Origin of the sequence: Calidithermus terrae, from assembly GCF_003574345.1 — a bacterium.
Taxonomy (GTDB): Bacteria; Deinococcota; Deinococci; order Deinococcales; family Thermaceae; genus Calidithermus; species Calidithermus chliarophilus.
The window spans coordinates 1-22,922 of record NZ_QXDL01000044.1; the positions used below are offsets into that span (position 1 = coordinate 1).

At 68.9% G+C, this 22,922-nt stretch carries 24 protein-coding genes and 1 pseudogene; 12 read left to right on the forward strand and 13 right to left on the reverse strand.

Translation table 11 applies throughout. The annotated features are described in order from the left end of the window. Nucleotides 1-43: 43 nt before the first annotated feature. From aroQ to Mterra_RS07010, 7 genes are all read left to right on the forward strand, one after another. Nucleotides 44-478, forward strand: coding sequence for a type II 3-dehydroquinate dehydratase (aroQ, locus tag Mterra_RS06980; protein WP_027893805.1), 435 nt, complete (start codon nucleotides 44-46; stop codon nucleotides 476-478). Between the two features lie 52 nt (nucleotides 479-530). Then, nucleotides 531-1,739, forward strand: a complete 1,209-nt coding sequence (locus Mterra_RS06985; RefSeq protein WP_119314533.1) for a DUF1800 domain-containing protein — start codon at nucleotides 531-533, stop codon at nucleotides 1,737-1,739. Between the two features lie 13 nt (nucleotides 1,740-1,752). Continuing rightward, entirely contained in the window at nucleotides 1,753-2,925 is a 1,173-nt protein-coding gene (locus tag Mterra_RS06990; RefSeq protein WP_119314534.1) for a DUF1501 domain-containing protein, read from the forward strand. Between the two features lie 321 nt (nucleotides 2,926-3,246). After that, nucleotides 3,247-3,723: a GspH/FimT family pseudopilin gene (locus tag Mterra_RS06995; RefSeq protein ID WP_119314553.1), complete on the forward strand. Its 477-nt coding sequence runs from the start codon at nucleotides 3,247-3,249 to the stop codon at nucleotides 3,721-3,723. 14 nt (nucleotides 3,724-3,737) lie between these two features. Continuing rightward, the gene (locus Mterra_RS07000; protein WP_245971554.1) at nucleotides 3,738-4,373 is read left to right on the forward strand and encodes a type II secretion system protein; all 636 of its coding nucleotides are present in this window, start codon (nucleotides 3,738-3,740) and stop codon (nucleotides 4,371-4,373) included. A 6-nt stretch (nucleotides 4,374-4,379) separates the two neighbouring features. Continuing rightward, a complete protein-coding gene (locus Mterra_RS07005) occupies nucleotides 4,380-5,072 on the forward strand; it encodes a PilW family protein (protein ID WP_119314536.1) in 693 nt (230 codons plus the stop codon). A 57-nt stretch (nucleotides 5,073-5,129) separates the two neighbouring features. Continuing rightward, the gene (locus Mterra_RS07010) at nucleotides 5,130-6,902 is read left to right on the forward strand and encodes a competence protein ComZ (RefSeq protein WP_245971555.1); all 1,773 of its coding nucleotides are present in this window, start codon (nucleotides 5,130-5,132) and stop codon (nucleotides 6,900-6,902) included. A 56-nt stretch (nucleotides 6,903-6,958) separates the two neighbouring features. On the opposite strand, the gene acpP is transcribed toward Mterra_RS07010, so the two are convergent. The 7 genes from acpP to Mterra_RS07045 all read right to left on the reverse strand — a co-directional run bounded on the left by acpP (nucleotide 6,959) and on the right by Mterra_RS07045 (nucleotide 12,113). After that, nucleotides 6,959-7,189 carry an acyl carrier protein gene (gene acpP / locus Mterra_RS07015; protein ID WP_119314538.1) on the reverse strand — a complete coding sequence of 77 codons (231 nt, stop codon included), beginning with the start codon at nucleotides 7,187-7,189 and terminating at the stop codon, nucleotides 6,959-6,961. A gap of 41 nt (nucleotides 7,190-7,230) precedes the next feature. Next, the gene (locus Mterra_RS07020; RefSeq protein ID WP_170159579.1) at nucleotides 7,231-7,968 is read right to left on the reverse strand and encodes a GNAT family N-acetyltransferase; all 738 of its coding nucleotides are present in this window, start codon (nucleotides 7,966-7,968) and stop codon (nucleotides 7,231-7,233) included. A 2-nt stretch (nucleotides 7,969-7,970) separates the two neighbouring features. After that, nucleotides 7,971-8,708 carry a 3-oxoacyl-[acyl-carrier-protein] reductase gene (gene fabG, locus Mterra_RS07025; RefSeq protein WP_119314540.1) on the reverse strand — a complete coding sequence of 246 codons (738 nt, stop codon included), beginning with the start codon at nucleotides 8,706-8,708 and terminating at the stop codon, nucleotides 7,971-7,973. A gap of 74 nt (nucleotides 8,709-8,782) precedes the next feature. Next, the gene (gene fabD / locus Mterra_RS07030) at nucleotides 8,783-9,697 is read right to left on the reverse strand and encodes an ACP S-malonyltransferase (RefSeq protein ID WP_119314541.1); all 915 of its coding nucleotides are present in this window, start codon (nucleotides 9,695-9,697) and stop codon (nucleotides 8,783-8,785) included. 76 nt (nucleotides 9,698-9,773) lie between these two features. Further along, the gene (locus Mterra_RS07035; protein WP_119314542.1) at nucleotides 9,774-10,751 is read right to left on the reverse strand and encodes a beta-ketoacyl-ACP synthase III; all 978 of its coding nucleotides are present in this window, start codon (nucleotides 10,749-10,751) and stop codon (nucleotides 9,774-9,776) included. A 395-nt stretch (nucleotides 10,752-11,146) separates the two neighbouring features. Beyond that, nucleotides 11,147-11,329, reverse strand: a complete 183-nt coding sequence (rpmF, locus tag Mterra_RS07040; protein ID WP_027893816.1) for a 50S ribosomal protein L32 — start codon at nucleotides 11,327-11,329, stop codon at nucleotides 11,147-11,149. Between the two features lie 223 nt (nucleotides 11,330-11,552). Next, nucleotides 11,553-12,113, reverse strand: a complete 561-nt coding sequence (locus Mterra_RS07045; protein WP_119314543.1) for a YceD family protein — start codon at nucleotides 12,111-12,113, stop codon at nucleotides 11,553-11,555. Between the two features lie 142 nt (nucleotides 12,114-12,255). On the opposite strand from Mterra_RS07045, the gene rocF reads away from it, so the two are divergent. The 3 genes from rocF (at nucleotide 12,256) to Mterra_RS07060 (ending at nucleotide 15,772) form a co-directional block, all read left to right on the forward strand. Beyond that, nucleotides 12,256-13,149 carry an arginase gene (rocF, locus tag Mterra_RS07050; RefSeq protein WP_119314544.1) on the forward strand — a complete coding sequence of 298 codons (894 nt, stop codon included), beginning with the start codon at nucleotides 12,256-12,258 and terminating at the stop codon, nucleotides 13,147-13,149. A 27-nt stretch (nucleotides 13,150-13,176) separates the two neighbouring features. Beyond that, nucleotides 13,177-13,476, forward strand: a complete 300-nt coding sequence (gene clpS, locus Mterra_RS07055) for an ATP-dependent Clp protease adapter ClpS (protein ID WP_119314545.1) — start codon at nucleotides 13,177-13,179, stop codon at nucleotides 13,474-13,476. Nucleotides 13,477-13,558: 82 nt separating this feature from the next. Then, the gene (locus tag Mterra_RS07060) at nucleotides 13,559-15,772 is read left to right on the forward strand and encodes an AAA family ATPase (RefSeq protein ID WP_119314546.1); all 2,214 of its coding nucleotides are present in this window, start codon (nucleotides 13,559-13,561) and stop codon (nucleotides 15,770-15,772) included. A gap of 13 nt (nucleotides 15,773-15,785) precedes the next feature. Here Mterra_RS07060 and Mterra_RS07065 read toward each other — a convergent pair whose 3' ends face one another. From Mterra_RS07065 to Mterra_RS07075, 4 genes are all read right to left on the reverse strand, one after another. Then, nucleotides 15,786-16,250, reverse strand: a complete 465-nt coding sequence (locus Mterra_RS07065) for a T6SS immunity protein Tdi1 domain-containing protein (RefSeq protein WP_119314547.1) — start codon at nucleotides 16,248-16,250, stop codon at nucleotides 15,786-15,788. A 94-nt stretch (nucleotides 16,251-16,344) separates the two neighbouring features. Continuing rightward, complete coding sequence (locus Mterra_RS07070) at nucleotides 16,345-17,070, reverse strand: 2-phosphosulfolactate phosphatase (RefSeq protein WP_119314548.1); 726 nt, start codon at nucleotides 17,068-17,070, stop codon at nucleotides 16,345-16,347. Nucleotides 17,071-17,318: 248 nt separating this feature from the next. After that, nucleotides 17,319-17,534 (reverse strand): hypothetical protein, encoded by a 216-nt coding sequence (locus Mterra_RS21815; protein WP_147372587.1) that lies wholly within the window; start codon nucleotides 17,532-17,534, stop codon nucleotides 17,319-17,321. Nucleotides 17,535-17,546: 12 nt separating this feature from the next. Beyond that, the gene (locus Mterra_RS07075; protein WP_119314549.1) at nucleotides 17,547-18,278 is read right to left on the reverse strand and encodes a phytoene desaturase family protein; all 732 of its coding nucleotides are present in this window, start codon (nucleotides 18,276-18,278) and stop codon (nucleotides 17,547-17,549) included. Nucleotides 18,279-18,395: 117 nt separating this feature from the next. Between Mterra_RS07075 and Mterra_RS07080 the strand changes: the two genes are divergently transcribed. Together Mterra_RS07080 and Mterra_RS07085 are read left to right on the forward strand one after the other, a co-directional pair. Next, nucleotides 18,396-19,550, forward strand: a complete 1,155-nt coding sequence (locus Mterra_RS07080; RefSeq protein ID WP_119314550.1) for a M24 family metallopeptidase — start codon at nucleotides 18,396-18,398, stop codon at nucleotides 19,548-19,550. Between the two features lie 124 nt (nucleotides 19,551-19,674). Next, complete coding sequence (locus Mterra_RS07085) at nucleotides 19,675-22,068, forward strand: hypothetical protein (protein WP_119314551.1); 2,394 nt, start codon at nucleotides 19,675-19,677, stop codon at nucleotides 22,066-22,068. 61 nt (nucleotides 22,069-22,129) lie between these two features. On the opposite strand, the gene aat is transcribed toward Mterra_RS07085, so the two are convergent. Both aat and Mterra_RS22205 read right to left on the reverse strand, forming a co-directional pair. After that, nucleotides 22,130-22,711: a leucyl/phenylalanyl-tRNA--protein transferase gene (gene aat / locus Mterra_RS07090; RefSeq protein WP_245971556.1), complete on the reverse strand. Its 582-nt coding sequence runs from the start codon at nucleotides 22,709-22,711 to the stop codon at nucleotides 22,130-22,132. 23 nt (nucleotides 22,712-22,734) lie between these two features. Continuing rightward, a pseudogene (locus tag Mterra_RS22205) lies at nucleotides 22,735-22,922 on the reverse strand (GNAT family N-acetyltransferase); the annotation flags it as partial.

Consider the following 22,922-nt stretch of genomic DNA (forward strand, 5'->3'; position numbering starts at 1 on the left):
CGCCCTTCCCGCCCGTTAGATTGGGGCCAAAGGGGAGATCCTTATGATCCTGGTGTTGAACGGGCCGAACCTCAACATGCTGGGCACCCGCGAGCCCGAGGTGTACGGGCGCATGACGCTGGAGGAGCTCGAGGAGCTGTGCCAGAGCTGGGGGGCTGAGCTGGGGCTGGAGGTGGTGTGCCGCCAGTCGAACTTCGAGGGGCAGATCATCGAGTGGATCCAGCAGGCCCAGGGCGAGGGCTACGAGGCCATCGTGCTCAACCCGGGGGCGCTCACCCACTACTCCATCGCCGTGCTCGACGCCATCCGCGCCCAGAGCCTGCCGGTGGTGGAGGTGCACCTCTCCAACATCCACGCCCGTGAGGAGTACCGCCGCCACTCGGTCACGGCCAGCGCGGCCAAGGGGCTCGTCAGCGGCTTCGGGGCGCTTTCCTACAAGATGGCCCTGGCCTACCTGGCGGACGCCCTCGAGCCTTAAGCCTCGTTTCAGGCACTGGCCTTAGCCTCGGTTACAGACGAGGAGGGGAAGTATGCCTGTTCGATTCGGCTATCGCGAGGCGGCGCACCTGCTGCGCCGGGCCGCGGCCCGGGGGCGCAAGGAGGAGGCGCAGAAGCTGGCGGAGATGGGGCTCCAAGCCGCCGTGGACTCGCTGCTGCGCGACCCCGCCCCCGCACCGGCCTACACCACCGCCTTCACCCGCAGCGAGCGCGGGCCGCAGCTCCAGGAGATCACCCGGCTGTGGCTGTCGCACTGGCTCACCACCCCCACCCCGGCCGCCGAGCGGCTGGCGCTGTTCTGGCAGGGCCACCTCACCTCCGAGTACCGCGAGACCCGGGCGGCGCAGGGCATCGACTTCTACAACCAGCTCGGCACCTTCCGCGCGCTGGGGTACGGCCCCTACGGCCAGTTGCTCCGGGCCGTCGCCAAGGACCCGGTGATGCTGCTCTACCTCAACAACGCCGAAAGCCGCAAGGAGCACCCCAACGAGAACTGGGCCCGCGAGCTGATGGAGCTTTATACCACCGGCCCCGGACACTACACCGAGAAGGACATCCAGGAGGCCGCCCGGGCCTTCACCGGCTGGACCGTGCGGCTGAAGGGCAACCAGCGGCCCCGCGAGGCGCCCGCCAGCGTGCCCTACGAGTTCGTCTTCCGCGCGCAGTGGCACGACCCCGGCCCCAAGACCTTCATGGGCCGCACCGTCCACAGCGGCGACGACGTGCTCGACGTCCTCATCGCCCACCCTGAGACCTACCGCTTCGTGGGGCGCAAGCTGCTGGCCTTCTACCTCACCCCCGAGCCCCCGCAGGCGCTGGTGGAGGAGGGGGCTAAGGTCTTCCGCGACGGCGGCACCCGCGAGCTGCTGCGCTGGCTCTTCACCCGCGAGGAGTTCTACGCCCCGCAGCACCGCAACGCCATCGTCAAGAGCCCCGTCGAGTACGTGGTGGGCCTGCTCTACGCCGCCCGCCAGACCGACCCCGTTCTGGGCAAGGGCGACGAGAAGGCCATGGGCCGCACCCTCGCCACCTTCGCCGCCATGGGCCAGCTCCCCTTCGACCCGCCCAACGTCAAGGGCTGGGACGGGGGCATGAGCTGGCTGGCCGAGTCGCCCTTCCTGGCCCGGCTCAACCTGATCGGGGCGCTGGCGGGCAAGGAGAAGGGCATCGACCTCGAGGTCTTCATGGACGGCGCCAGCGGGCCGCTCTCGCTGGTCAAGCCCGAGGCCCAGCTGCTCTAAGCGGAGGACGCGCATGGACCGACGTGACTTCATCAAGAAATCGCTGCTGACGCTGGCGCTGGGGCAGGGGGCCCCCTCCCTGCTCTCGCGCAGCGCCCTGGCGGCGCGGTCGAAGGACAAGATCCTGGTGGTCGTCAACCTCTTCGGCGGCAACGACCAGCTCAACACCCTGGTGCCCTACCGCAACGAGCTCTACTACCGCAAGCGGCCCAACATCGCCGTCAAGCGCGAGGAGGTGCTCGACCTGGGGGCCCGCGGCGAGCGGCTGGGCCTGCACCCCCAGCTGCGCCCGCTGATGAGCCTGTGGGACAGCGGCGAGCTCGCCCTGCTGCCGCAGGTGGGCTACCCCAACCCCAACCGCAGCCACTTCATCGCCACCTCCATCTGGCACACCGCCGACCCCACCCGCAAGGAGGAGCACGGCTGGCTGGGCCGCTGGGGCGACCTGCAGGACGACCCCTTCTGCGACACCTTCCTGGGCGGGGCCTCGCCCCAGGCCCTGCAGGGCGACAAGCGCACGGCTCCGGCCATCTCGAGCATCGAGACCTTCAGCATCCGGCTGCCCAAGGCCTACGAGGAGGAGTTCGACCGCGAGCTCAAGCAAGCCCGCAGCGGCACCGTGGAGGAGGTGCGCCGGGCCATGCTGAGCCTGCGGGGGGCGCTCGACAAGATCGGGAAGCTGCGCGAGGTGAAGAATAAGGTGCAGTACCCCGACAACAGCTTCGGCAAGAGCATGGCCGACGTGGCCCGCATGATCACGGGCGGGCTGGGCTCGTCGGTCTACTACACCACCCTGGGCGGCTGGGACACCCACGCCGGGCAGCCGCCCCGGCAGGCCGAGCTGCTGGGCTACTTAGCCCAGACCCTCGCCGCCTTCCGGCAGGACCTGCGGGCCATCGGCCGCGACAAGGACGTTCTGGTGATGGCCTTCAGCGAGTTCGGCCGCCGGGTCGAGGAGAACGCCTCCTTCGGCACCGACCACGGCAAGGGCGGGCTGATGCTGGTGCTGGGCGGCGGGGTGAAGGGCGGCCTCTACGGCGGCGAGCCCGACCTCGAGGACCTCGACGACGGCGACCTCAAGTACCGCACCGACTTCCGCAACGTCTACGCCTCGGCCCTGAGCTGGATCGAGGCCGACGCCCGCGCCGTGCTGATGGGCGACTTCAAACCGCTGCCGCTGTTTTAGCCCCCTTAGCTCGAGGCCCGTTGCCGTAACACCCCCAACAGGGGGTGTCGGTTTTTTTGGGGTAACCAGACATTCTATTACATGCTCTCATGCAAAATTTACCACGTTTTGGCCGCATAAAAAGCGGGTTTATGAGATGCCCCGCCGTTGCGACGGAATTATTCCAGGTAAAACGTTAGCTTAATGTTACGCCGAAACGCCACTTTTTCCCCGAAAAACCCGCCGATTTTTGGCAGTTATTGCTGTCCCTAACGGGAATTTCACGACCAGACACATTTGGCTATCCTTCCGCGCGAGAAGTGGTGTAGGGTCGTAGGTGAGATGAGCAGATCTCACCATGGCTTCACCCTCATCGAGGCGCTGATCATCATAGGCGTCCTGGGGGTCTTGCTGGCGATGGCTACGCTGGTGCTGCGTCCCGACCGGACGGCGGTGAACCAGGCGGCTCGAGGGCTGTCGGCCAACGTGACCCGGGCGCGGCTCGAGGCCATCAAGTCCAACACCTACGCCGGATTGAGCATCAATACCTCGCAGAAATCCTATACGGTCTGGGTGGACACCGACGGCAACGGGCTCTTCACCGCGGGCACCGACCGGGTGGTCCAGCAGGTGGCGCTGGGCCAGGGCGAGCTATCCCGGGTCACCCTGGGCACGGGCACGACCCTGACGGGGATCGTGTTCGACTCGAGGGGCATCCCGCAGAACCAGGGAGGAGGGAACGTGGTGTTCACCGACCTCGGGAACAGCTATTCCAAGACCGTGATCGTCAATGCTCAGGGGAGGGCGAGGGTGCAATGAGGAATCACAGTGGCGTGACGGTTATCGAGCTGATGATCGCCTTAGCGATCATCGGCGTGGCCTTCGGGGCCTTGCTGATGACCCAGGTCAGCAATTTGCGGGCCAGCCAGAACGCGCGCTTGGCGAGCGACGTCAAGGCGGCGGCCAACCGGGTGCTCGAGCAGAAGATGGCCGAGGTGCTGGCGGTGCAGATCGACGACACCAAGGCCACCCCCGCGGGCACCACCGACCAGATCACCAACGACAACTACGTCGATGCCAAGAACCCCGACGTGCTGATCTTCGAGAAGACCGGGGTCTGGCAGAGCTTCTGGTTCACCGACTACTACTGGAGCTGCCCGAGCGTGGTGAGCTCCCTGCCGTCCTCGGTCCGCCCGTACACGACCAGCGGGAAGCTGCGGACCGTGGACTGCTCGGGCAGCCAGACCGACGGGCCCATCGTGACCGAGTGGCGCGTCACGGGCGACACCGGGGTCCTGGGCGAGGGGATCCTCGACGTCGTGGTGACGGCCCGGCACGCGAAGGGCATGACGGTGACGGTGGGGAACCGCGTGAGCTGCTACGACGTGTACCCCTCCCCCTCGAAGTCGGCGCCCACGCCCTGCCCCACCCCCTACGACCCGGTAGCGGGCACCGGCGGAGGGAGGTAGGACCTCATGCGCAGGCACGCATTCACCCTCATCGAAATGCTGGTCGCGATGGCTATCCTCGGCGTCGTCATGGGGCTCGTGGCCCAATACCTCGTGCGCCAGAACGAGCTCACCCGCCAGGCGCAGGCCAAGAGCGAGGTACAGGACAAGGTGCGCACGGTCATGCAGCTCATCACCCAGGACCTGCAACTCGCCGGGGCCAGCCAGTACGTCAGCAGCAGCGGCGCCACCAGCAACCTGCTGTCGTGCCCGGGGACCGGTTGCCTGAGCGGGAGCTCGTCCGACGTCAAGGACTCCCTCGACCTCTCCTACGTCACCTCGTTGCGCACGGCCGGCGAGGCCTGCCGCCGGGTGAGCTACACCTTCTCCGGCAGCAGCTTCCAGCGCGTGGAGACCACCTGCGGCTCCCCGCTGCCCACGCCCGCCGAACTCGCGAGCAACATCCTCGCCGTGGACGTCCAGTACGTCTGCAGCAACGGCAACAAGCTGAACAATTACCCCGACACCAGCAACTGCGACCCCAAGTATGCCTACCCGCGCTCGGCGCGGGTGTCGGTGGTGGGGCGCTCGGACGCTTCTTACCCCAGCACCACCTCCAGCACCTACAAGACCCTGACGGGTGAGGTCACCTGCCCCAGCGGCTTCGTCTGCTACGCCATGGAGCAAGAGGTCCTGTTGCCCAACTTCAAGAACCAATAAGCCGAAGGAGAAGCCATGAGACGTCAAGGGATTGCCCTGGTTGCGACGCTAGCGGTCATGGTCGTGGTGGGGGTGCTGGCGTTCGGCACCTTCTTCACCACCCAGATCGAGCAGTTCGTCACCCGCAACGACATCACCTCCACCCAGGCCAACTACGTGGCCCAGGCCGGGATGCAGAAGTACAAAGCCGCCCTCTTCCAGAACTACCGCTGGGTCGAGAACAAGCTCACCCTGGCGGAAAACCCTACCGGCTCGAGCGGCGCCACCGGCTCGACGGCCTGTTTCAACGCGCTGGGCGCGGGGCTCGACCTCGACCGCGACGGCGTGCCCACCCCCTTCACCAACAACCGCATCACCCTCAACCCCGAGACCGTGAAGGACGCCAACGGCCGGGCCATCGGCTCCTACACCATCACCCTCATCCGCGACCCCGGCAACGCCCAGATCTTCACCCTCGAGTCCCGCGGCACCTCCGGCGGCGCGACCTCCACCATGCGCATGACCGTGCGCCTGACCAACACCGGCTTCCTCTCCAACGCCATCTTCGCCGGGCAGGGGCAGTCCAACAAGTTCATGAACGGCAACACCTCCATCCGCGGGGGCATCTACGTGGTGGGGACCAACCCCGAGACGCCGGTGATCATCTCCAACGGCAACTTCCAGATGCTCAACGACTACAACGTCCGCACCAGCGAGTACGACCAGGTGGTCCGCGACGCGATGGACGACGCCAACGAGAAGGTGGACGACCTCTGCGCGAGCCTGCGGGTGCAGTACGGGAAGGTGGACATCAGCGGCAGCTCGCAGGTGGGCACGCCGACCAACAAGCTCAAGGGCGTCTACGTGGGCCGGGGCCCCCAGGACATCGTCGGCACCCCCAACTCCTCCACCGGCTGCCCCGCGAGCCAGAAGTACCTCTGCACCGAGGACGGCCCCTCCGCCTTCGACATCCTCACCGACCCGCCCAAGTTCCCCACGCTCAACGCCCCCAACGCCGGCTGCGACCCCAACAACCCCACCCGGTCGTGGCGGCAGTGCATCAACGCCCAGGCCGAGACCTCGGGCAAGGGGTTGCACCTGAGGTACACCGCCTCGGGGCCGCAGTTGATCGGGCCGAGCGGCGTGACGCTCCCCCAAAGCTGCGTTGACGCCCTGAAGAACCAGGACATCCCCCTGGGCGTGGGCGACACCAAGAACAAGGGGGGCAGGAACGTCACCACCCTGAACAAGGTGGACTGCACCTACACCAACGCCAACGGGCAGAAAGGCGGCTTCCTCTTCGACGCCACCGGCGCCAAGCCGAAGCTCGAGGTCTACGGCACCGTGCACCTGGAAGGCTGGGACCTTCGGGTCTTCACCGAGGTGCAGTACGTGGCCCGGACCCACATCGGCACCGGCGGCGACACCATCCCCAACGCCTCGCTGGTCGTGACCAAGCTCGACCCCTCCGACACGGAGGGCGGCAACATCCGCATCGAGGGCAACTTCCTCCCCGACACCACCCGGGGCCTCTTCCCCCACCACGTGCTGGGCCTGGTGGCCGAGGCCAGCGTGTTCCAGCAGGGGCAGAACATCATGGCGCCCATCTACGCGGGCCAGACCTTCTACACCGGCGAGAAGCGCAAGCTCTTCGGCTCGGTGGTCTCCAACTACTTCTGCACCACCGACGCCGGGACCAACGGCAACGTGGCCGACTACGGCGGCTGCAACGCCGGCCAGGGCTCGGAGGTCATCTACGTCAACACCGGCCGCAACAAGCCGATGATCATGCAGCAGCCCGAGGCCGCCCGCAAGCCCGTCTTCCAGGTGCTCTCCTACGAGCGGCGGTAGGAAAAGCCGAAAGTACAGCCCCCCACCCGCGCGGGTGGGGGGCGTGTGCTCGAGCCCTACTGCTTGCTCTGGATGAAGGTGATCGCGTCCTGGACGGTGCGGATCTTCTCGGCCTCCTCGTCGGAGATCTCGAGCCCGAACTTGTCCTCCAGGCCCATGATGAGTTCGACGGTGTCGAGGCTGTCGGCGCCCAGGTCTTCGATGAAGCGGGCCTCGGGGGTGATTTTTTCGGCTTCCACGCCGAGTTTGTCTACGATGACTTCTTTGACGGACTCGAGGATATCCATGGTTCAAACCCTCCGAAGGGGGATTCTACCACACGGGCCCTTCAGGGCCGCTTGAGCCTGCGCAAGCCCGCCGGGGTCGGGGTAAAGCCGCACCTGCGGTAGAACGACTCGTACCGCGGCTCGAAGTCGGCGTGCAGCCACTCGAGGCCCTGCTGCTGCGCGATGACGGCGGCGATGTCCAGCAGGGCCTTGCCGATGCCCCGCCGCCGGTAGTCGGGGTGGACGGTGGGGTCGAGGATGAAGCCGTGCACGCCCCCGTCCCAGGCCAGGTTCACGAAGCCCACCAGCCGCTCGCCGTGGTAGGCGCACACGTAGGCCAGGCTGCGGCCGAGCACGGGGCCGAAGTCCCTGGGCCGGTGGGCCTCCCAGGCGGCCTCGAACAGCTCGTTGAGGGCTTCGTCGCTCACCGCCGGGCTCAGGCGGTAGGTGATGCTGGGGGATTGGGCGGCCTCGAGGTGCTCCGCCGGGACCCACCCGGCCTCGCCGCGGGCGTTGACGCACCAGATCCAGCCCCCCACCTCCTCGACGCCCTCGACCACCTCGCCCTCCTGCACGCTGAGCTCGAGGGCGCTATAAGCCCGCACCGCCAGCCCCGTGGTGCCGTCCACCACCAGGAACTGCTCGTGGACCCAGCCCTCGAGGCCCGAGGGGTGGCGGCACCAGACCCAGCCGGGGTACTCGTCGTCCCAGCGCAGCAGGGTGAGCACATCCCCGGCCTTGAAGCGGATGGGGTCGTCGTAGGCCCGCGTATAGGCCCGGCGCACCCGGTAGGAGAGCACGGTCAGTGCGGGGTCATGCCCCCATCCACACAGAGGGTCTGGCCGTTGACGTAGGCCGCGTCGTCGGAGACCAGGAAGGCCACCGCCTTGGCCACCTCCTCGGGCTTGCCCAGGCGGCCTGCGGGGATCTGCTTGAGGTACTCGGCCACCACGCTCTCGGGCAGCCTGGCGGTCATGTCCGACTCGATGAAGCCCGGCGCGACGGCGTTGACGGTGATGCCGCGGGTGGCGTACTCCTTGGCCACCGACTTGGTGAAGCCGATCAGCCCGGCCTTGGCCGCGACGTAGTTGGCCTGCCCCGGGTTGCCCAGGATGCCCACCACGCTGCTGATGTTGACGATGCGGCCCCACTTGGCCCGCATCATGATCTTCACCGCCTCGCGCGTGGCGTGGAAGATGGCCGAGAGGTTGGTCTGGATCACCGCGTCCCAGTCCTCGTCCTTCATGCGGATGAGCAGGGTGTCGCGGGTGATCCCGGCGTTGTTGACCAGGACTTCCAGGCCGCCCAGGGCCGCGTTGGCCTCGCCGACGAGCTGGGCCGCGGCCTGCGGGCTGCTGAGGTCGGCCCCCAGCACCACGGCCTCGGGCGCGCCCTTCTCGCGGGCCTCGGCGGCCACGGCCTCGGCGGCCTCGCGGCTGGAGGCGTAGTGGATGGCGAGGGAGTAGCCCCTCGAGGCCAGCTCCAGCGCGATGGCCTTGCCGATGCCGCGGGACGAACCGGTTACGAGTGCTTTGCGCATGGAACCTCCTGCGAATGTCCGAACACGTCGATGGTCGATGGTCGTGAGCCGCTGAACGCTGGCGGTGAGGGGCCTCAAGCCTCGAGCTTCAGGCTCTCGGCGATCTCCTGGGGAGTGGTCAGGCTCCTGGCCTCGACGCCCTCGAGCGTGCGCCCGACGAGCCCGGTGAGCACGCGCCCCGAGCCGAACTCGAGGAAGCGCGTGGCGCCTTGGGCCTTGAGGTGCTGCAGGATCTCGACCCAGCGCACCGAGTGGGTGATCTGCTCGAGGAGCAGTTCCCGGATCATGCCGGGGCGGTGCTCGGGCTGGGCCAGCACGTTGGAGAAGACCGGGAAGCGCGGCTCGCGCAGTTCGACCTGGAAGAGGTCGTGGTGCAGGCGGTCGCGGGCGGGGCGCATGAGCGAGGAGTGGAAGGGGGCCGAGACCGGCAGGGGGACCACCCGCGCCCGGTGCTCCTTCAGGCGCTCGGAGGCCTGGGCCACGCCCTCGGCGGTGCCGGAGATCACGGTCTGCTCGGGGGAGTTGTAGTTGGCGACCTCCACGCCCTCGATGCCCGCGGTGAGCTCCTGGATGGCCTGGGCGGGCACCTTGAGCACCGCGGCCATGGCCCCCTTGCCCACCGGGACGGCCTCTTGCATGTACTCCCCGCGCTTGCGCACGAGGCGCAGGCCGTCCTCGAGCGAGAGCGTGCCCGCCGCGACGTGCGCGGTCCACTCGCCCAGGGAGTGCCCGGCGGCGAAGCTGGGGGGAGTGCCGCCGGCCTCGAGGTAGGCCTCGAAGGCCGCGTAGCCCACCGCCAGCAGGGCCGGCTGCTGGTTGGCGGTGAGCCTGAGCTCGTCCTCGGGGCCCTCCCACATCAGCTTCAGAAGGCCCGGAAGCGTGGCCTCGGCCCGCTCGAGCGCCTCGCGGGCCGCCTTGGAGCCTCCGTAGAGGGCCTTGCCCATCCCGATTTCCTGCGATCCCTGACCCGGGAACAGTGCTGCGATCATGCTACCTCCTGAAATAAACCCCTCCGCGACGGCCCGGCCTGAGCTTAAGGGCAGGGGAGAGGGGCTGGCGTGAGCGTTAGTTCGGCTGCCACCAGGTCAGCACGCTGGCGGCCCAGGTGAGCCCCGCGCCGAAGGTGACGAAGAGGATGTGGTCGCCGTCGTGGATCTGCCCGGCGTCCAGCGCCTCCTGCAGCGCGATGGGCATGGAGGCGGTGGAGGTGTTGCCGTAGCGGTCCACGTTGACCCACACCTGCCCTACCGGCAGGCCCAGCCGCTCCCGCGCCGACTCGATGATGCGGGCGTTGGCCTGGTGGGGCACGAAGAACTTGATCTGCTCGGGGGTGAGGCCGGCCTTCTGGATGGCCTCGAGCGAGGCCTCGTTCATCACCCGCACCGCGAACTTGAACACCTCGCGCCCGTTCATGTAGACCGTCTTGGGCATGGGCAAGTCGCCGGGCAGCCGGGGGTTGAGGCAGCCCAGCGCCAGTTCCTTCGCGCCTGAGCCGTCGGCGCCGAGCACGAAAGACTTGAAGCCGTAGCCCTCGGGCACCTGCCCGACCACCGCGGCCCCCGCCCCGTCGCCGAAGAGCACGGCCGTGGAACGGTCCTGCCAGTTGATGATCTTGGTCAGGGCCTCCGCCCCGACGGCCAGCACCTTCTTGCAGACCCCGCTGTGGACCATCCCGTAGGCCTGGGCCAGCGCGTAGCCCCACCCGGGGCAGCCCGCCAGCAGGTCGTAGGCCCCGGCGTTGAGCTTGAAGTGGTCCTGCACCAAAGCCGCCGTGGCCGGGAAGAGCGCGTCCGGGGTGTTGGTCGCCACGATCACTAAGTCCACGCCCTCGAGCGCCCCCTCCCCGTAGCGCGCGACGAGGTTCTCCACCGCCCGGATCGCCAGGTCGGAGGTGAACTCGTGCTCATCGGCGATGCGCCGCTCCTTGATGCCGGTGCGGCTGGTGATCCACTCGTCGGTGGTGTCGAGGAACTTCTCGAAGTCGTGGTTGGTCATCACCTTCGGGGGCGCGTAGGTCCCCAAGGCCAGAATCCCGACGCTCACGCCATTCCTCCGCGCCGGGCCGGTTGCGTCATGCGGTGTGCGGCCATACCCCGTAAGTTTACCGCTCGAGGCAGTGCGCGGTCGTGAACCGTGTTCAATGAAAACGCGCGGTCGGCGAGGAGCCATCAGCCTTCAGCGGTCAGCTTGTGGCCTGTAGCTCGTGGGAAACCCCACCCCGTCCCTCCCCGCCTGCGGGGAGGGTGTATCCCCCCAGCCCCCCTTGCTAAGGGGGGTAAACAAAGGGCGTCTTGCGTTTTGCGTCTCGCGTACGACGTACGACGTAAGACGTACGACATCCGACGCACCACGTCCGACCCCTGCTCGGCTACCGGCATCAGCCACCCAAAACGACAACCCCCTCCACGGACGGGAGGGGGCTCACAGGCAGCGCTGCCTCAGACTTCCAGCACTTTGCGCCCGGCGTAGTAGCCGCAGTTGGTGCAGACGGTGTGCGGGGGGATGAGGGTCTTGCACTCGGGGCATTCGCCCAGGGTGGGGGCCTTGAGGGCAAAGTGGCTGCGGCGGGCATCGCGCCGGGCCTTGGAAGTCTTCTTCTTGGGTACAGGGTGCTTCGCCATTGCGAACCTCTTTCAGCAGGGGAGACGGGGGTCTCCGAACAAACCGCTCTCGAGTCTACTGTGCAAAAGCGATTTGGTCAACTTCGGGCGAATGCGGCAGGCGGGCAGCCGTTTTCCGGTTGCCCGACGTCAGGCCAATAGGGGCTCCTGGCCTCAGGAGCCCGCAGTCAAAAGCCTTTCCCCGCCAAGCCTCTAGCTATCGGCCATCGGCCATCGGCGTTTCCTACTCGATCCCCTCGAGGTCGAGCTTCTTGAGCTGCTCGGCCAGCTTGCTCTCCTTGCCCTGCCGGCTGCGCTGGGGGCAGCAGTCCTGGGGGGCGCGCTTGAGGTTGGCCCCGCAGAACTCGCACAAGCCCGGGCAGTCCTCGCGGCAGAGGGTGGTGTAGGGCAGCTCGAGGGCGAAGGCCTCGGAGAGGAAGGGGGCGAGCTCGAGGTCGGGCTTGCCGAAGAGGAAGACCTCCTCTTCGTCCTCCTCGACGGCCTCGAGGCGCTCGAGGCCCGGCTGGTAGCGCAGCATGTGCTGGAAGTGGGCGCGCACGGGGGTGGGGGTGGGGTCGAGGCAGCGGCGGCACTCCATCACGGCGTTGCCGGCGATCTCGCCCGACAGCCACAGCTCGTCGTCGCCCACTGAGGTCACGCTCACCCGCCACAGCGCCTTGTCCTGCAGGGGGATGGTGTCGTTGCCCAGTTCGATCTGGCCGCTGATCTCGCCCTTCGCCTCGGCGGTGCCGCCCTCGCGCAGCAGGCGGGCCAGGTTGATGCTCTGAATTTCACCGTAGTCCATTCAAACCACCCTAGCACCGGCCGGGGGCGGGGTCAAGGTGAAAAAGGTGACGATCCGGCGGCCTCGAGGCGCTTATGCAAAGCGTTATGCATAACGCATGAATCAAGATACAAACGGCGTTTTCGGCCTATAGCATGGAGGCATGAAACGCATAGGCGTACTCGGGATGCCGATGGACTTGGGGCAGGGGAGGCGCGGGGTGGACATGGGCCCCAGCGCCATCCGCTACGCCCGTCTGCAAGCGGTTTTGGAAGAGTTGGGCCACGAGGTGCAGGACTTCGGCGACGTGGACATCCCCATCGCCGAGAGCCTGCGCCACGAGCGCGAGAGCGGCGGCCTGAGCTACCTCGAGCCCATCCGCCGGGCCTGCGAGGACGCCATCCGGGGCTTCGCGGCCATGCCCGACGACGCTTTCCCCGTCCTGCTCGGGGGCGACCACTCGGTGGCCATGGCCTCGGTGACGGCGGCGAGCCGCGGGCGGCGCGTCGGGGTGGTCTGGGTGGACGCCCACGCCGACTTCAACACCCCCGAGACCTCCCCCAGCGGCAACATCCACGGGATGCCGCTGGCCCACCTGTGCGGGCTGGGCGACCCCCGCCTGGTCAACCTGGGCGGGGAGGGGGCCAAGGTGCGCCCGGAGGACGTGGTGCTCATCGGCATCCGCAGCCTCGACCCCGGCGAGGTGCGCCTGCTGCGCGAGCGCGGCGTGACGGTCTACACCATGAAGGAGGTGGACACCCTGCGCGTCCCGGCCATCGCCCAGGCCGTGGCCGAGAAGTTCCGCGGCTTCGAGCGCGTCCACGTCTCCCTCGACGCCGACGTGCTCGACCCCGAGATCGCCCCCGGCGTGGGCACCCCGGTGCCCGGCGGCCTCACCTACCGCGAGGCCCACCTGCTGATGGAGCTCCTCGCCGACACCGGCCTCGTGACCAGCCTCGACCTCGTGGAGGTCAACCCCATCCTCGACATCGCCAACCGCACCGCCCGCATCATGGTCGAGCTCGCCAGCAGCCTGCTGGGGAAGAAGATTTACTGAGCAGCCCTCCTTGATACACTCGAGCTTGTGAGCACCACGGGCGACACCAAAACCAAAACCCACACCCGCACCCGCACGCCCCAGATGTACAAGGTGCTGCTGCTCAACGACGACTACACCCCCATGGACTTCGTGGTTGACGTCCTGATGCGCTTCTTCCGCAAGAACGAGCTCGAGGCCACCCGCATCATGCTGGCGGTGCACCAGCAGGGGGTGGGGGTGTGCGGGGTCTACCCCTTCGAGATCGCGGAGACCAAGGTGAACCAGGTGCTGGAGGCGGCCGCCGAGGAGGGCCACCCGTTGCAGTGCATCATGGAACCGGAGTAGGGCGAAAGGTGAACCTGTACCTAGGCAGCCCAGAGGAGGGCTGACATCCTGTAGCCTGGAAGCCACGGCTGGCTCCGTCGCTATGGTCACACCTGAACTGCAAAAATCCATCGAGCGCGCCCTCGAGTGCGCCTTCGACCGGGGGCACGAGTACGCCGGGCTCGAGCACCTCCTCCTCGCCCTCCTCGACGACGCCGACGCCAAGCGCGTGCTGCTGCGCTGCGAGGTGGACCTCGCCGCCCTGCGGGGGCAGCTCGAGACGGCCTTGGCCGAGATGGAGAACCTGCCCAACATCCAGCCCGTCCCCACCACCGCCTTCCAGCGGGTGCTGCACCGGGCGGTGGCCCACATGCGCTCGGCCGGGCGCGACCAGGCCAACGGGGCCAACGTGCTCGTGAGCATGATGGACGAGCGGCAGTCGCGGGTCTACGGCATCCTCGAGGACCTGGGCCTCTCGCGCTACAAGCTCACCACCGCCATCTCGCGCGAGGTCTCGCCCAGCGGGGCCCAGCCCGAGCCCGAGGAGGCCCCCTTCCCCGAGGGCGAAGAGGGCGGCGTGGCGGGGAAGCCCCTCGAGGCCTACTGCACCGACCTCACCGCCCGCGCGCGCGCCGGGGAGCTCGACCCCCTGGTGGGGCGCAGGGCCGAGCTCGAGCGCGTCCTCACCGTGCTCTCGCGCCGCCAGAAGAACAACCCCATCCTGGTGGGCGACCCCGGCGTGGGCAAGACCGCGCTGGTGGAGGGCCTGGCCCAGCGCATCGTGGAGGGCGGCGTGCCCGAGGGCCTGGCGGGGGCCGAGATCTTCGCCCTCGACCTGGGGGCCCTGCTGGCCGGGACCCGCTACCGCGGCGACTTCGAGGAGCGGCTGAAGGCGGTGGTCAAGGAACTGCTGGCCCGGCCCAAGGCCATCCTGTTCATCGACGAGATCCACATGATCGTGGGGGCCGGCTCGACCACCGGCTCCACCGTGGACGCCTCCAACCTGCTCAAGCCCGCCCTCACCGGCAAGCTCAAGTGCATCGGGGCCACCACCTTCGCCGAGTACAAGTCCTTCGAGAAGGACCGCGCCATCGCCCGGCGCTTCCAGAAGATCGACGTGCTCGAGCCCACCCACGAGGAGGCGGTGCAGATCCTCGAGGGGCTCAAGCCCAAGCTCGAGGCCCACCACAGGCTCAGCTACACCCGCCAGGCCTTAGAGCGCGCCGTCGAGCTCGCCGCGCGCCACTTGGGCGACCGCCGCCTGCCCGACAGCGCCCTCGACGTGCTCGACGAGGCCGGGGCCGGCGAGGCGCTCAAGCCCGCCGGCAAGCGCAAGAACCGCATCGGCGTGGCCGAGGTGGAGGCCACCGTGGCCCGCATCGCCCGCATCCCCCCCAAGTCGGTCTCGCGCGACGACCAGGTGGTGCTGCAGAGCCTCGAGGCCGAGCTTTCGGCGGAGATTTACGGGCAGGAACGGGCCGTGAAGGAGGTCGCCAGCGCCATCAAGATGGCCCGCGCCGGCCTGCGCGACCCGCAGAAGCCCATCGGGGCCTACCTCTTCGCCGGGCCCACCGGCGTGGGCAAGACCGAGCTCTCCCGCCAGCTCGCCGCCAAGCTCGGCGTGCCGCTGATCCGCTTCGACATGTCGGAGTACATGGAGAAGCACACCGTCTCCAGGCTCATCGGCGCCCCGCCCGGCTACGTGGGCTTCGAGCAGGGCGGCCTGCTCACCGACGCGGTGCTGCAAAACCCCCACTGCGTGCTGCTGCTGGACGAGATCGAGAAGGCCCACCCCGACCTCTTCGCCATCCTCCTGCAGGTGATGGACTACGGCAAGCTCACCGACCACAACGGCAAGACCGTGGACTTCCGCAGCGCCGTGCTCATCATGACCACCAACGCCGGGGCCGCCGAGGCCAGCGAGACCCGCATCGGCTTTTTCCGCGAGTCCAAGGCCGAGGCCGCCGACGAGGCCATAAGGCGGCTGTTCACCCCCGAGTTCCGCAACCGCCTCGACGCCGTGGTGCACTTCGCCCCGCTCTCCCCGGAGGTCATGGGCCAGATCGTGGACAAGAACCTGAAGGCGCTCGAGGCCCAGCTCAAGGAGCGCAAGGTGAGCGTGAGCGTCGCCCCCGAGGCCCGGCAGTGGCTCGCCGAGAAGGGCTACGACCCCGCGATGGGCGCCCGCCCCCTGGCCCGCCTGGTCCAGGAGCGCATCAAGAAGCCCCTGGCCGACCTGCTCCTCTTCGGGCCCCTCAGGCAGGGGGGCAACTTGAGGATCGGGGTGAAGGACGGGGAGCTCGAGCTGGCCTGCTGATAGATAAGCATAATTACCCCGGCTCGGACGAGTTATTGGGACGGGGATCAACAATTAGCTCGACTTGGGCGCCGTCCGGCAGTCCGTCGATTTCCTCAGCAATGCGCCCAGATAGGCTGATCAGCTCGTGAATTGGAACAACAGCCAGGTTGGCTCCAGCAAACTCGCCTCCGAGGACCCCAGGAACTTTGAGGCAGTACTTATGCCCGGGGCGAAGCGGGCCGATACGTTCTTCAGCCTGCTCTACGAGACCGGTCATGAGCCAGTCGCTCATGAACTCCTCATCCTGTAGTAGCTCATCAAACTCGGCACGGTTGTTGGCAACGATCTTGCAGTAGAGGTCTTCCGGGCACAGCCGCCAGTAGCGGCCATTTATGTCTTTGATTAGGAGATTTCCGAAGTCGTTTTCTCCAACCACCTGATCTGGCTGAAGGCCGGTCCATCCCCACGCGTTTGTGACAGTTTCGATAATGTCCATAAAGCGTTCGACTACTGGTAAGACGGTACCTCGAGGATGAACCTGGAGGCTGGAGCCTATTCTTAGAATACGGATGAGGAACATGGAGGGCGAGTCAGGCAGGAGCTTCTTCCCACCTGTATGCATCCTCCCGGAACACCGGGACACACTCGCTGACGTCGAGGGCCGAGGCCAGCGCCACGTCTTCCTCGAAGCCGCGCTCGAGCAACTCCTTGCCCGAGCTGCACGAGCGCAACAGCTCCGCCAGGTCGCCCTGCAAAGCCTCGAAGGCGGCAGCGGCGGCCTGGGCTTCCGGGGAGCGGTGGCCCTCCAGGTGGCGGATGATGGCCCCCGCGCCCAGCCAGTCCTCGAGCGCGGGCCGCAGGCTCCGGTCCTGCCAGCGCTCGCCCGCGGGGGTGACGGCGATGCGACGCCCATAGCGCCGGGCCGCCTCGGCCACCGCCCGGGCGTTGCGGAGGCACCCGGCCAGGATGGGGACTGCGCCCGTGCCCAGGGTGAGGGTCGCGCCGTTGGGGGAGGGCAGGACGAGGCGGGTTGTAGGGGGGATCTCCAGCAGCGACCGCGGTGAGAGCGAGTAGCCACGGCCCCCACTACGGGCCTCGGCCACGACGGCCCCCACGGACGCGGCGAAGCCGGCGGCGGAGGCATCCTTCCAGGGGTAGGGGAACACCACCGCGCCGCGGCCGGTGGCGATGTCCACGCAGGTCGAGAAGGACAGCACGTCCACGATGACCACTACGTCGCTGAGGGGGGCCAGTTGCGCGACCCCCTGTTCGCCCCACTCACAGCGCACCTCGAACTCGGACTGGTCGTAGGTCATGCCCCGGGCCCCTTATACCGGATTCAAAAAGATAATCACCCGATCCAAAGACCCCCGGGGGCTATCTTTTTGAACCCCAGAGGGCACCCCTCCCTGGCGGTCGGCGAAGAAAGCGCATCCCTCCCGAGGGGCGACAACGCCCTCTGCCACGCGGATAACCCCGGCCCTGTCAGCCCGGCGCCGTTCGGCGGCGGGCTGACCGAATCGGGCATTACCCGGTGAACATCGTACCGGGAACGGGCCTCGAGCTATCCCTCCGGCTCGAGAGGATAGAGTTCACCCCCGCAGCGCGGGCAGACGGGGCTCGAGCCCGCCAGCGTGTAGACCGTGCTTCCTTCGGACTCCTGCAGCAGCCACAGGCCCTCCGCCTCGCGCTCGACCCTCCAGCTTCTGGGGGCGCAGCGCGGGCCGTAGCACACCCGAATGTCTCGGGAAATGCTGGAAGTTCCAATCTTGCCGGTCATGATGCCCTCCTCTCAGGCTTTTTGCAGCCTGGGTTCGGCGGCAGCCGCTCTGGGTGGGAACAGGTTGCCCTGGAGCACTCGCCACAACACCCTGGGGTGCAACAGGCTCTTGGGGCGGTCACGGAAGTTGACGACCTTGCCGAAGGCCATCGCCACGGCGGGGTCGTGCCGGGCGGCCCTGGGCAGTTTGCCCAGGTACCAGTTGACGAAGTGGCTCGTGGCACTGCGCTTTCCCTCCACCTCCTTCAGGCGCAGGTCGCGGCCCACCACGATGCTCCAGGGGGAGTCTATGAGGGCGCTGGCGTCCACCACCAGCTCGGCCCCCAGCAGTTGTTCCACACCGCTCTCGCGCTGGGCCAGCCGCACGCCGGTGACGCGCTCCTTCTGTCCGTCAGTGGTCAGGCCCAGCACGTCGCAGCGCTCGATGGCCCGCAGGTTGGGCAGGGCCAGCACCCGCTGGCGCACATGGCCCTCGAGCAGCGGTCGGCTGGCGTAGAGCGACTTCACCCCGCCCTGGGCCACCACCTCCTGGCTGAAGCCGGGGAACAGCTCCTCGAGCACCTCCCGTCCGATGGAGAGCAGGCTGTGGGCGTGGCGGCCCTGGGGAACGCCCTTGCGGTGCTCGCCCATTGCCGGGAAGGTGTCGCGCTCGAGCACGGTGACCCGTTCGTAATGGTCGGCCAGTGCCCGGGCCGCGAGCAGCCCACCCATGCTCGCCCCGATGACCACGGCGTGCTTTCCCATGCCTACCTCCTGTGCCGGCCCGAACTGGCCGGCTCGAAGGTAGGCGGCCCCTGGTAACGCCAGGGTAACGCGCGGGCCTGCGGCCCCTTCGGCAAGCGGCCGTGTAGAGTGAGGGCCATGTCCGAAGCCCAGCTTTACGCGGAGAAACTGGCCCAGGCGCAGGCCTTGCTGGGGCCCGGCGACCTCTGGCTGATCGCGGCGCGCGAGACCCTCGAGCGCCCCGAGCCGGGGCTGGCGCTCGTCAGCGGGGCCGACCTCACCTGGGACGCCTTCTTCCTGGTGACCCGCGACGCCGCCACCGCCATCGTGGGGCGCTTCGACGCGCCGGGCCTCGAGCCCACCTGGCGGGTGCTGCCCTACGACGAGGACTACGCCGAGCTGCTGCGGGCCGAGGTGGCGGCGCTCGACCCCGGGCGCGTGCTCCTCGACTACGCCAGCGACAACCCCCTGCTCGACGGGCTGAGCCACGGGATGTACCTCGAGCTGCGCTCCGTGCTGCCCGGCCTCCCCTTCGAGTCGGCGGCGGGCTTTTTGGGGCGGCTGCGCTCGGTCAAGACCCCGGCCGAGCAGCGGCGCATCAAGGCCGCCGTGGACCGCGCCGAGGCCCACCTGCACGAGCTTTCCCAGCTCATCCGTCCCGGCTGGTCGGAGGTGCAGGCCGCCGAGCACCTGCACCGCAGGCTGCGGGCGGAGGGCCTGGAGCCCGCGTGGGGCTGGAAGGGCTGCCCCAACGTGAGCTTCGCCCGCATGCCCAGCCACGCCGGGGCCACCGGGGCGGTGCTGGAGCCGGGAATGCTCATCCACACCGACTACGGGGTGCGGCTGGAGGGCTACTGCTCCGACCTCCAGCGGGTGTACTACTGGCCCGAGCCGGGCCGGGGCGTGCCGGGGGAGCTCGAGGCCGCCTTCGGCGTGGTGCGGGCGGCCATGGACGCCGCGGGGGAGGCCCTGCGGCCGGGGGCGAAGGGCTACGAGGTGGACGCGGCGGCCCGCCGGGTGGTGACCGCGGCCGGCTACCCCGAGTACAAGTACGCCACCGGGCACAGCCTGGGCCGCGCCACCCACGACGGGGGCACCCTGCTGGGCCCGCGCTGGCCGCGCTACGGCCGGGCCCCAGAGGGCGTGGTGCAAGAGGGGGAGGTCTACACCCTCGAGCTCGGCGTGATGCTGGAGGGCGTGGGCTACGTGGGGCTCGAGGAGGACGTGGTGGTGCGGGCGCACGGCGCCGAGTGGCTCTGCGGGCGGCAGGAACAGCTCTACGTGCTGGGGTAGCCGGGCGGGCGGCTCGGCCTCCTCGTTACCGCGGCGTTACCAGCCTTTCCCTAACCTCGAGGCCTGGAGGGGAGCGACACGTCCTTGGGGCATTCGGGTCCATCAGGGAAAGGAGCACACGCGCATGAGAATTCCCATGGTTCAACGGGGGCGGCCCTTAGCAGGTGCGGGGCTGCTGCTTCTGGCCTTGCTGCTGGCGGGCTGCCCTTCGCAGGAGAAGCCGCCGCCCGCCAACGTCCCCGTCCTCAAGCGGCCCTCCAAGGCCGGCACCATCGCCATCACCGGCGACGACAGGCGGGTGCTGGTGGTCAACCCCGAGAACGACTCGCTCTCCGTCATCGACACCGCCAGCGACGCCGAGGTCGCGGAGGTGCCGGTGGGGGACGAGCCCAGCGCCGTGGTGATCGCCCCGGACGACAAGGTGGCCTACGTGGCGCTGAAGGCCGAGGCGCGGGTGGTGCGGGTGGTGGGGATCGACGGCTCGAGCCCCGCCGTCAGCGGCTCGGTGGCCGTGGGGTCGGAGCCGGTGGGCCTGGCCCTCTCCCCGCGCGGCGACCGGCTGGCGGTGGCCGAGTGGGCCGAGGGCCGGGTGGCGCTCATCGACACCAAGACCCTCAGCGTCGTCGCCTCCAAGGCCGTCCCCAACCCGCGCGGCCTCGCCGTCTCCAACAACGGCGACCAGAGCGACGCCGACGAGAAGGTGGCGGTCACCGAGTTCTACGGGCGGCCCGGCCCCGGCCCCGAGGCCAGCGACACCGGCCGCACCGGCGCGGTGCGCATCCTCAAGCTGGGCGACCTCTCCGAGGTGGCTACCGTGCTCTTCGAGCCCACCGCCACCGGCGACGCGGGCTTCCCCGCCCAGACCACCTCGCCCAACCAGCTCTACTCGGTGGCCGTCGCGGGCAACAAGTTCTTCGCCACCGCCATCGGCGCCTCGCCCGACGGGGCCCCGGTCTTCAACGGCAACGTCTTCCCGCTGGTGCTCGTGGGCGACCTCGGCGGCAACAAGCTCGGCAGCATCAGCCTGGCGGCGGCCATCAAGCAGCAGGTGAACGCCCCCCGCCTCTTCATGGCCGACCTGGTGGACGTGGCGCTGGTGGGCAGCGACATCCTCTACCTCGTGGCCCGCGGCGCCGACGCGGTGCAGCGCGCGGTGCTCACCGGCGACGCCACCGTGAGCCTGGGCACCCCCACCGTCAAGCAGCTCGACCTGCTCGCCAACGCCAACAACACCGGCTGCCAGGCGCCCATCGGCATGGTCACGCCCCACGACACCTCCCAGACCCCCAAGGCCTACGTCAACTGCTGGGTGAGCCGCACCGCCACCGTCGTCGCGCTCGACAGCCAGACCCCCAGCAAGAAGATCGCCACGGGGGCCGCGCCGGCGGGCCTGGAGGCCCAGGTCAACAAGGGCCGCCGCTTCTTCTTCACGGGCCGCGCCCGCTGGGCCAACGAGGCCTGGTCGAGCTGCGGCTCCTGCCACGGCGACGGCCTCTCCGACAACGTCACCTGGCGCTTCGCCGCCGGGCCGCGCCAGAGCACCGACATGAGCGGCACCTTCAGCCACGGGCCGGGGCCGCAGAAGCAGCGCATCCTCAACTGGACGGGCATCTTCGACGAGCTGCACGACTTCGAGCGCAACACCCGCGCCGTCTCGGGCGGCAAGGGGGCCATCACCACCGACAACTGCGGCAACTTCGCCCCCGAGGACCAGGGCGGCGAGAAGCAGGCCAGCCTCAACCCCGCCGACGCGACCGACAAGAACGGCCTCAAGGCCCAGCTCGGCATCCCGGTGCGCGAGATCCAGGACGCGCTGGGCGCGGCGCTGTGCACGGTGCAGCTCACCGGCGGCAAGGACTGGGACGACCTCGAGGAGTTCGTCAAGACCATCCGCCCGCCCAAGGGCAAGCAGTTCCTCGACGCCGGCTCGGTGGCGCGGGGCCGCGCCCTGTTCGAGCAGGCCGGCCAGGGCAACTGCGCTTCCTGCCACGGCGGGGCGGGCTGGACGCTGTCGCGGCTGTTCTACACCCCCTCGAGCGCCAACAACGCCAGCCTCGCCAGCACCCCCTTCAGCGCCCCCGGCAGCCCCCACGCCAAGCAGATCGAGCAGGAGCCCAAGGGGGGCGGCGGCTTCATCGCCCCGGCCCAGGTGTCGTGCGTGCTGCGCAACGTGGGCAGCTTCGGGGTCCCGGGCAACGCCGCCGAGACGGACGCGCTCGAGAAGAAAGCGGGCAACCCCCCCACCGACCGCGCCCAGGGCGAGTTCGCCGGGTACAACATCCCCTCGCTCTACGGCCTCGCCCTGGGGGCTCCCTACCTGCACCACGGCCAGGCCAAGACCCTCGCCGAGCTCTTCGACCCCAAGTGGAGCGTCCACCTGCGCGCGGGCAACGCGGTCTTCACCCCCAGCGCCGGGCAGACCCAGGACCTCGCCAACTTCCTGCTCTCCATCGACGCGACCACGCCCGAAGCTGCCGTCCCCGGCGGCGCCGACCAGTGCCTCATCAGCTTCCCCTGAACTTCTCCCAGAGCCTCCTCCGGGCTGGGCCTCCCCGTACGGGGAGGCCCGGGGCTCGAGGTCAGGCGAAGCGCGCCTTCAGGCCCACCGCCTGCCGCAACAGCCGCCGGTACTCCCCCTCCGAGACCTCGTAGGCGCCGAAGCGCTCGAGGTGCGGGTTCTGCACCTGGGCGTCGAAGAGCGCGAAGCCCCGGCCCCGCAGGCGCTCCACCAGCCGCACCAGCGCCACCTTGGAGGCCTCGGGGACGTGGTAGAACATGCTCTCCCCGATGAAGGCCCCGCCGACGGCGATGCCCAGGATGCCCCCGGCCAGCCGCCCCTCGTGCCAGGTCTCGAAGCTGTGGGCGTGGCCCGCCCGGTGCAGCACCGCGTAGATCTGCCGCAGCTCGTCGGAGATCCAGGTCTCGCGCCGGTGCGCCGTGGCGCAGCCCTCCACCACCCCGGCGAAGTCGTGGTTGATCCGGACCTCGAAAGCCCCCGAGTTGAGCGCGCGGCGCAGGCTGCGGGGCACGTGGAAGCGCTCGTCCAGCGGGATCAGCGCGTGGCGGCGGGAGGAGTACCACTGCAGCCCGTCGCCGTTGTCCATCAGGAAGTAGCCCTGGGCGTAGAGTTGGAGGATCGAGTCCACGACCACAGCCTTCACCATAACCCCAGACCCCGTGCCGGTCACAAGGGCATCTGGTAGCGCGCGGCGTGGAAGCTGCCCAGCCACCAGTCGCTGTGGTACTCGAAGCCCAGCGACTCGTAGAAGGCCCGCAGCTTGGGGCGTTCGGCGGCGCAGTCCATGCGCAGGTAGCGCTTGCCCGCGGCCCGGGCCTGCTCGAGGGCCCACCCCACCAGCGCCCTCGAGACCC

Excerpts from the sequence above, each read along its gene's own strand:
- acpP (WP_119314538.1), bottom strand. The coding sequence starts at position 7,189 with ATGGATATCCTCGAGTCCGTCAAAGAAGTCATCGTAGACAAACTCGGC.
- rocF (WP_119314544.1), top strand. The coding sequence starts at position 12,256 with ATGAAACGCATAGGCGTACTCGGGATGCCGATGGACTTGGGGCAGGGG.
- fabG (WP_119314540.1), bottom strand. The coding sequence starts at position 8,708 with ATGCGCAAAGCACTCGTAACCGGTTCGTCCCGCGGCATCGGCAAGGCC.
- Mterra_RS21815 (WP_147372587.1), bottom strand. The coding sequence starts at position 17,534 with ATGACCGGCAAGATTGGAACTTCCAGCATTTCCCGAGACATTCGGGTG.
- Mterra_RS07060 (WP_119314546.1), top strand. The coding sequence starts at position 13,559 with ATGGTCACACCTGAACTGCAAAAATCCATCGAGCGCGCCCTCGAGTGC.
- Mterra_RS07010 (WP_245971555.1), top strand. The coding sequence starts at position 5,130 with ATGGTCGTGGTGGGGGTGCTGGCGTTCGGCACCTTCTTCACCACCCAG.
- Mterra_RS07085 (WP_119314551.1), top strand. The coding sequence starts at position 19,675 with ATGAGAATTCCCATGGTTCAACGGGGGCGGCCCTTAGCAGGTGCGGGG.
- Mterra_RS07075 (WP_119314549.1), bottom strand. The coding sequence starts at position 18,278 with ATGGGAAAGCACGCCGTGGTCATCGGGGCGAGCATGGGTGGGCTGCTC.
- Mterra_RS07070 (WP_119314548.1), bottom strand. The coding sequence starts at position 17,070 with ATGACCTACGACCAGTCCGAGTTCGAGGTGCGCTGTGAGTGGGGCGAA.
- rpmF (WP_027893816.1), bottom strand. The coding sequence starts at position 11,329 with ATGGCGAAGCACCCTGTACCCAAGAAGAAGACTTCCAAGGCCCGGCGC.
- Mterra_RS07045 (WP_119314543.1), bottom strand. The coding sequence starts at position 12,113 with ATGGACTACGGTGAAATTCAGAGCATCAACCTGGCCCGCCTGCTGCGC.
- Mterra_RS06990 (WP_119314534.1), top strand. The coding sequence starts at position 1,753 with ATGGACCGACGTGACTTCATCAAGAAATCGCTGCTGACGCTGGCGCTG.
- Mterra_RS07005 (WP_119314536.1), top strand. The coding sequence starts at position 4,380 with ATGCGCAGGCACGCATTCACCCTCATCGAAATGCTGGTCGCGATGGCT.
- Mterra_RS07080 (WP_119314550.1), top strand. The coding sequence starts at position 18,396 with ATGTCCGAAGCCCAGCTTTACGCGGAGAAACTGGCCCAGGCGCAGGCC.
- aroQ (WP_027893805.1), top strand. The coding sequence starts at position 44 with ATGATCCTGGTGTTGAACGGGCCGAACCTCAACATGCTGGGCACCCGC.
- Mterra_RS07065 (WP_119314547.1), bottom strand. The coding sequence starts at position 16,250 with ATGGACATTATCGAAACTGTCACAAACGCGTGGGGATGGACCGGCCTT.
- Mterra_RS06995 (WP_119314553.1), top strand. The coding sequence starts at position 3,247 with ATGAGCAGATCTCACCATGGCTTCACCCTCATCGAGGCGCTGATCATC.
- fabD (WP_119314541.1), bottom strand. The coding sequence starts at position 9,697 with ATGATCGCAGCACTGTTCCCGGGTCAGGGATCGCAGGAAATCGGGATG.
- Mterra_RS06985 (WP_119314533.1), top strand. The coding sequence starts at position 531 with ATGCCTGTTCGATTCGGCTATCGCGAGGCGGCGCACCTGCTGCGCCGG.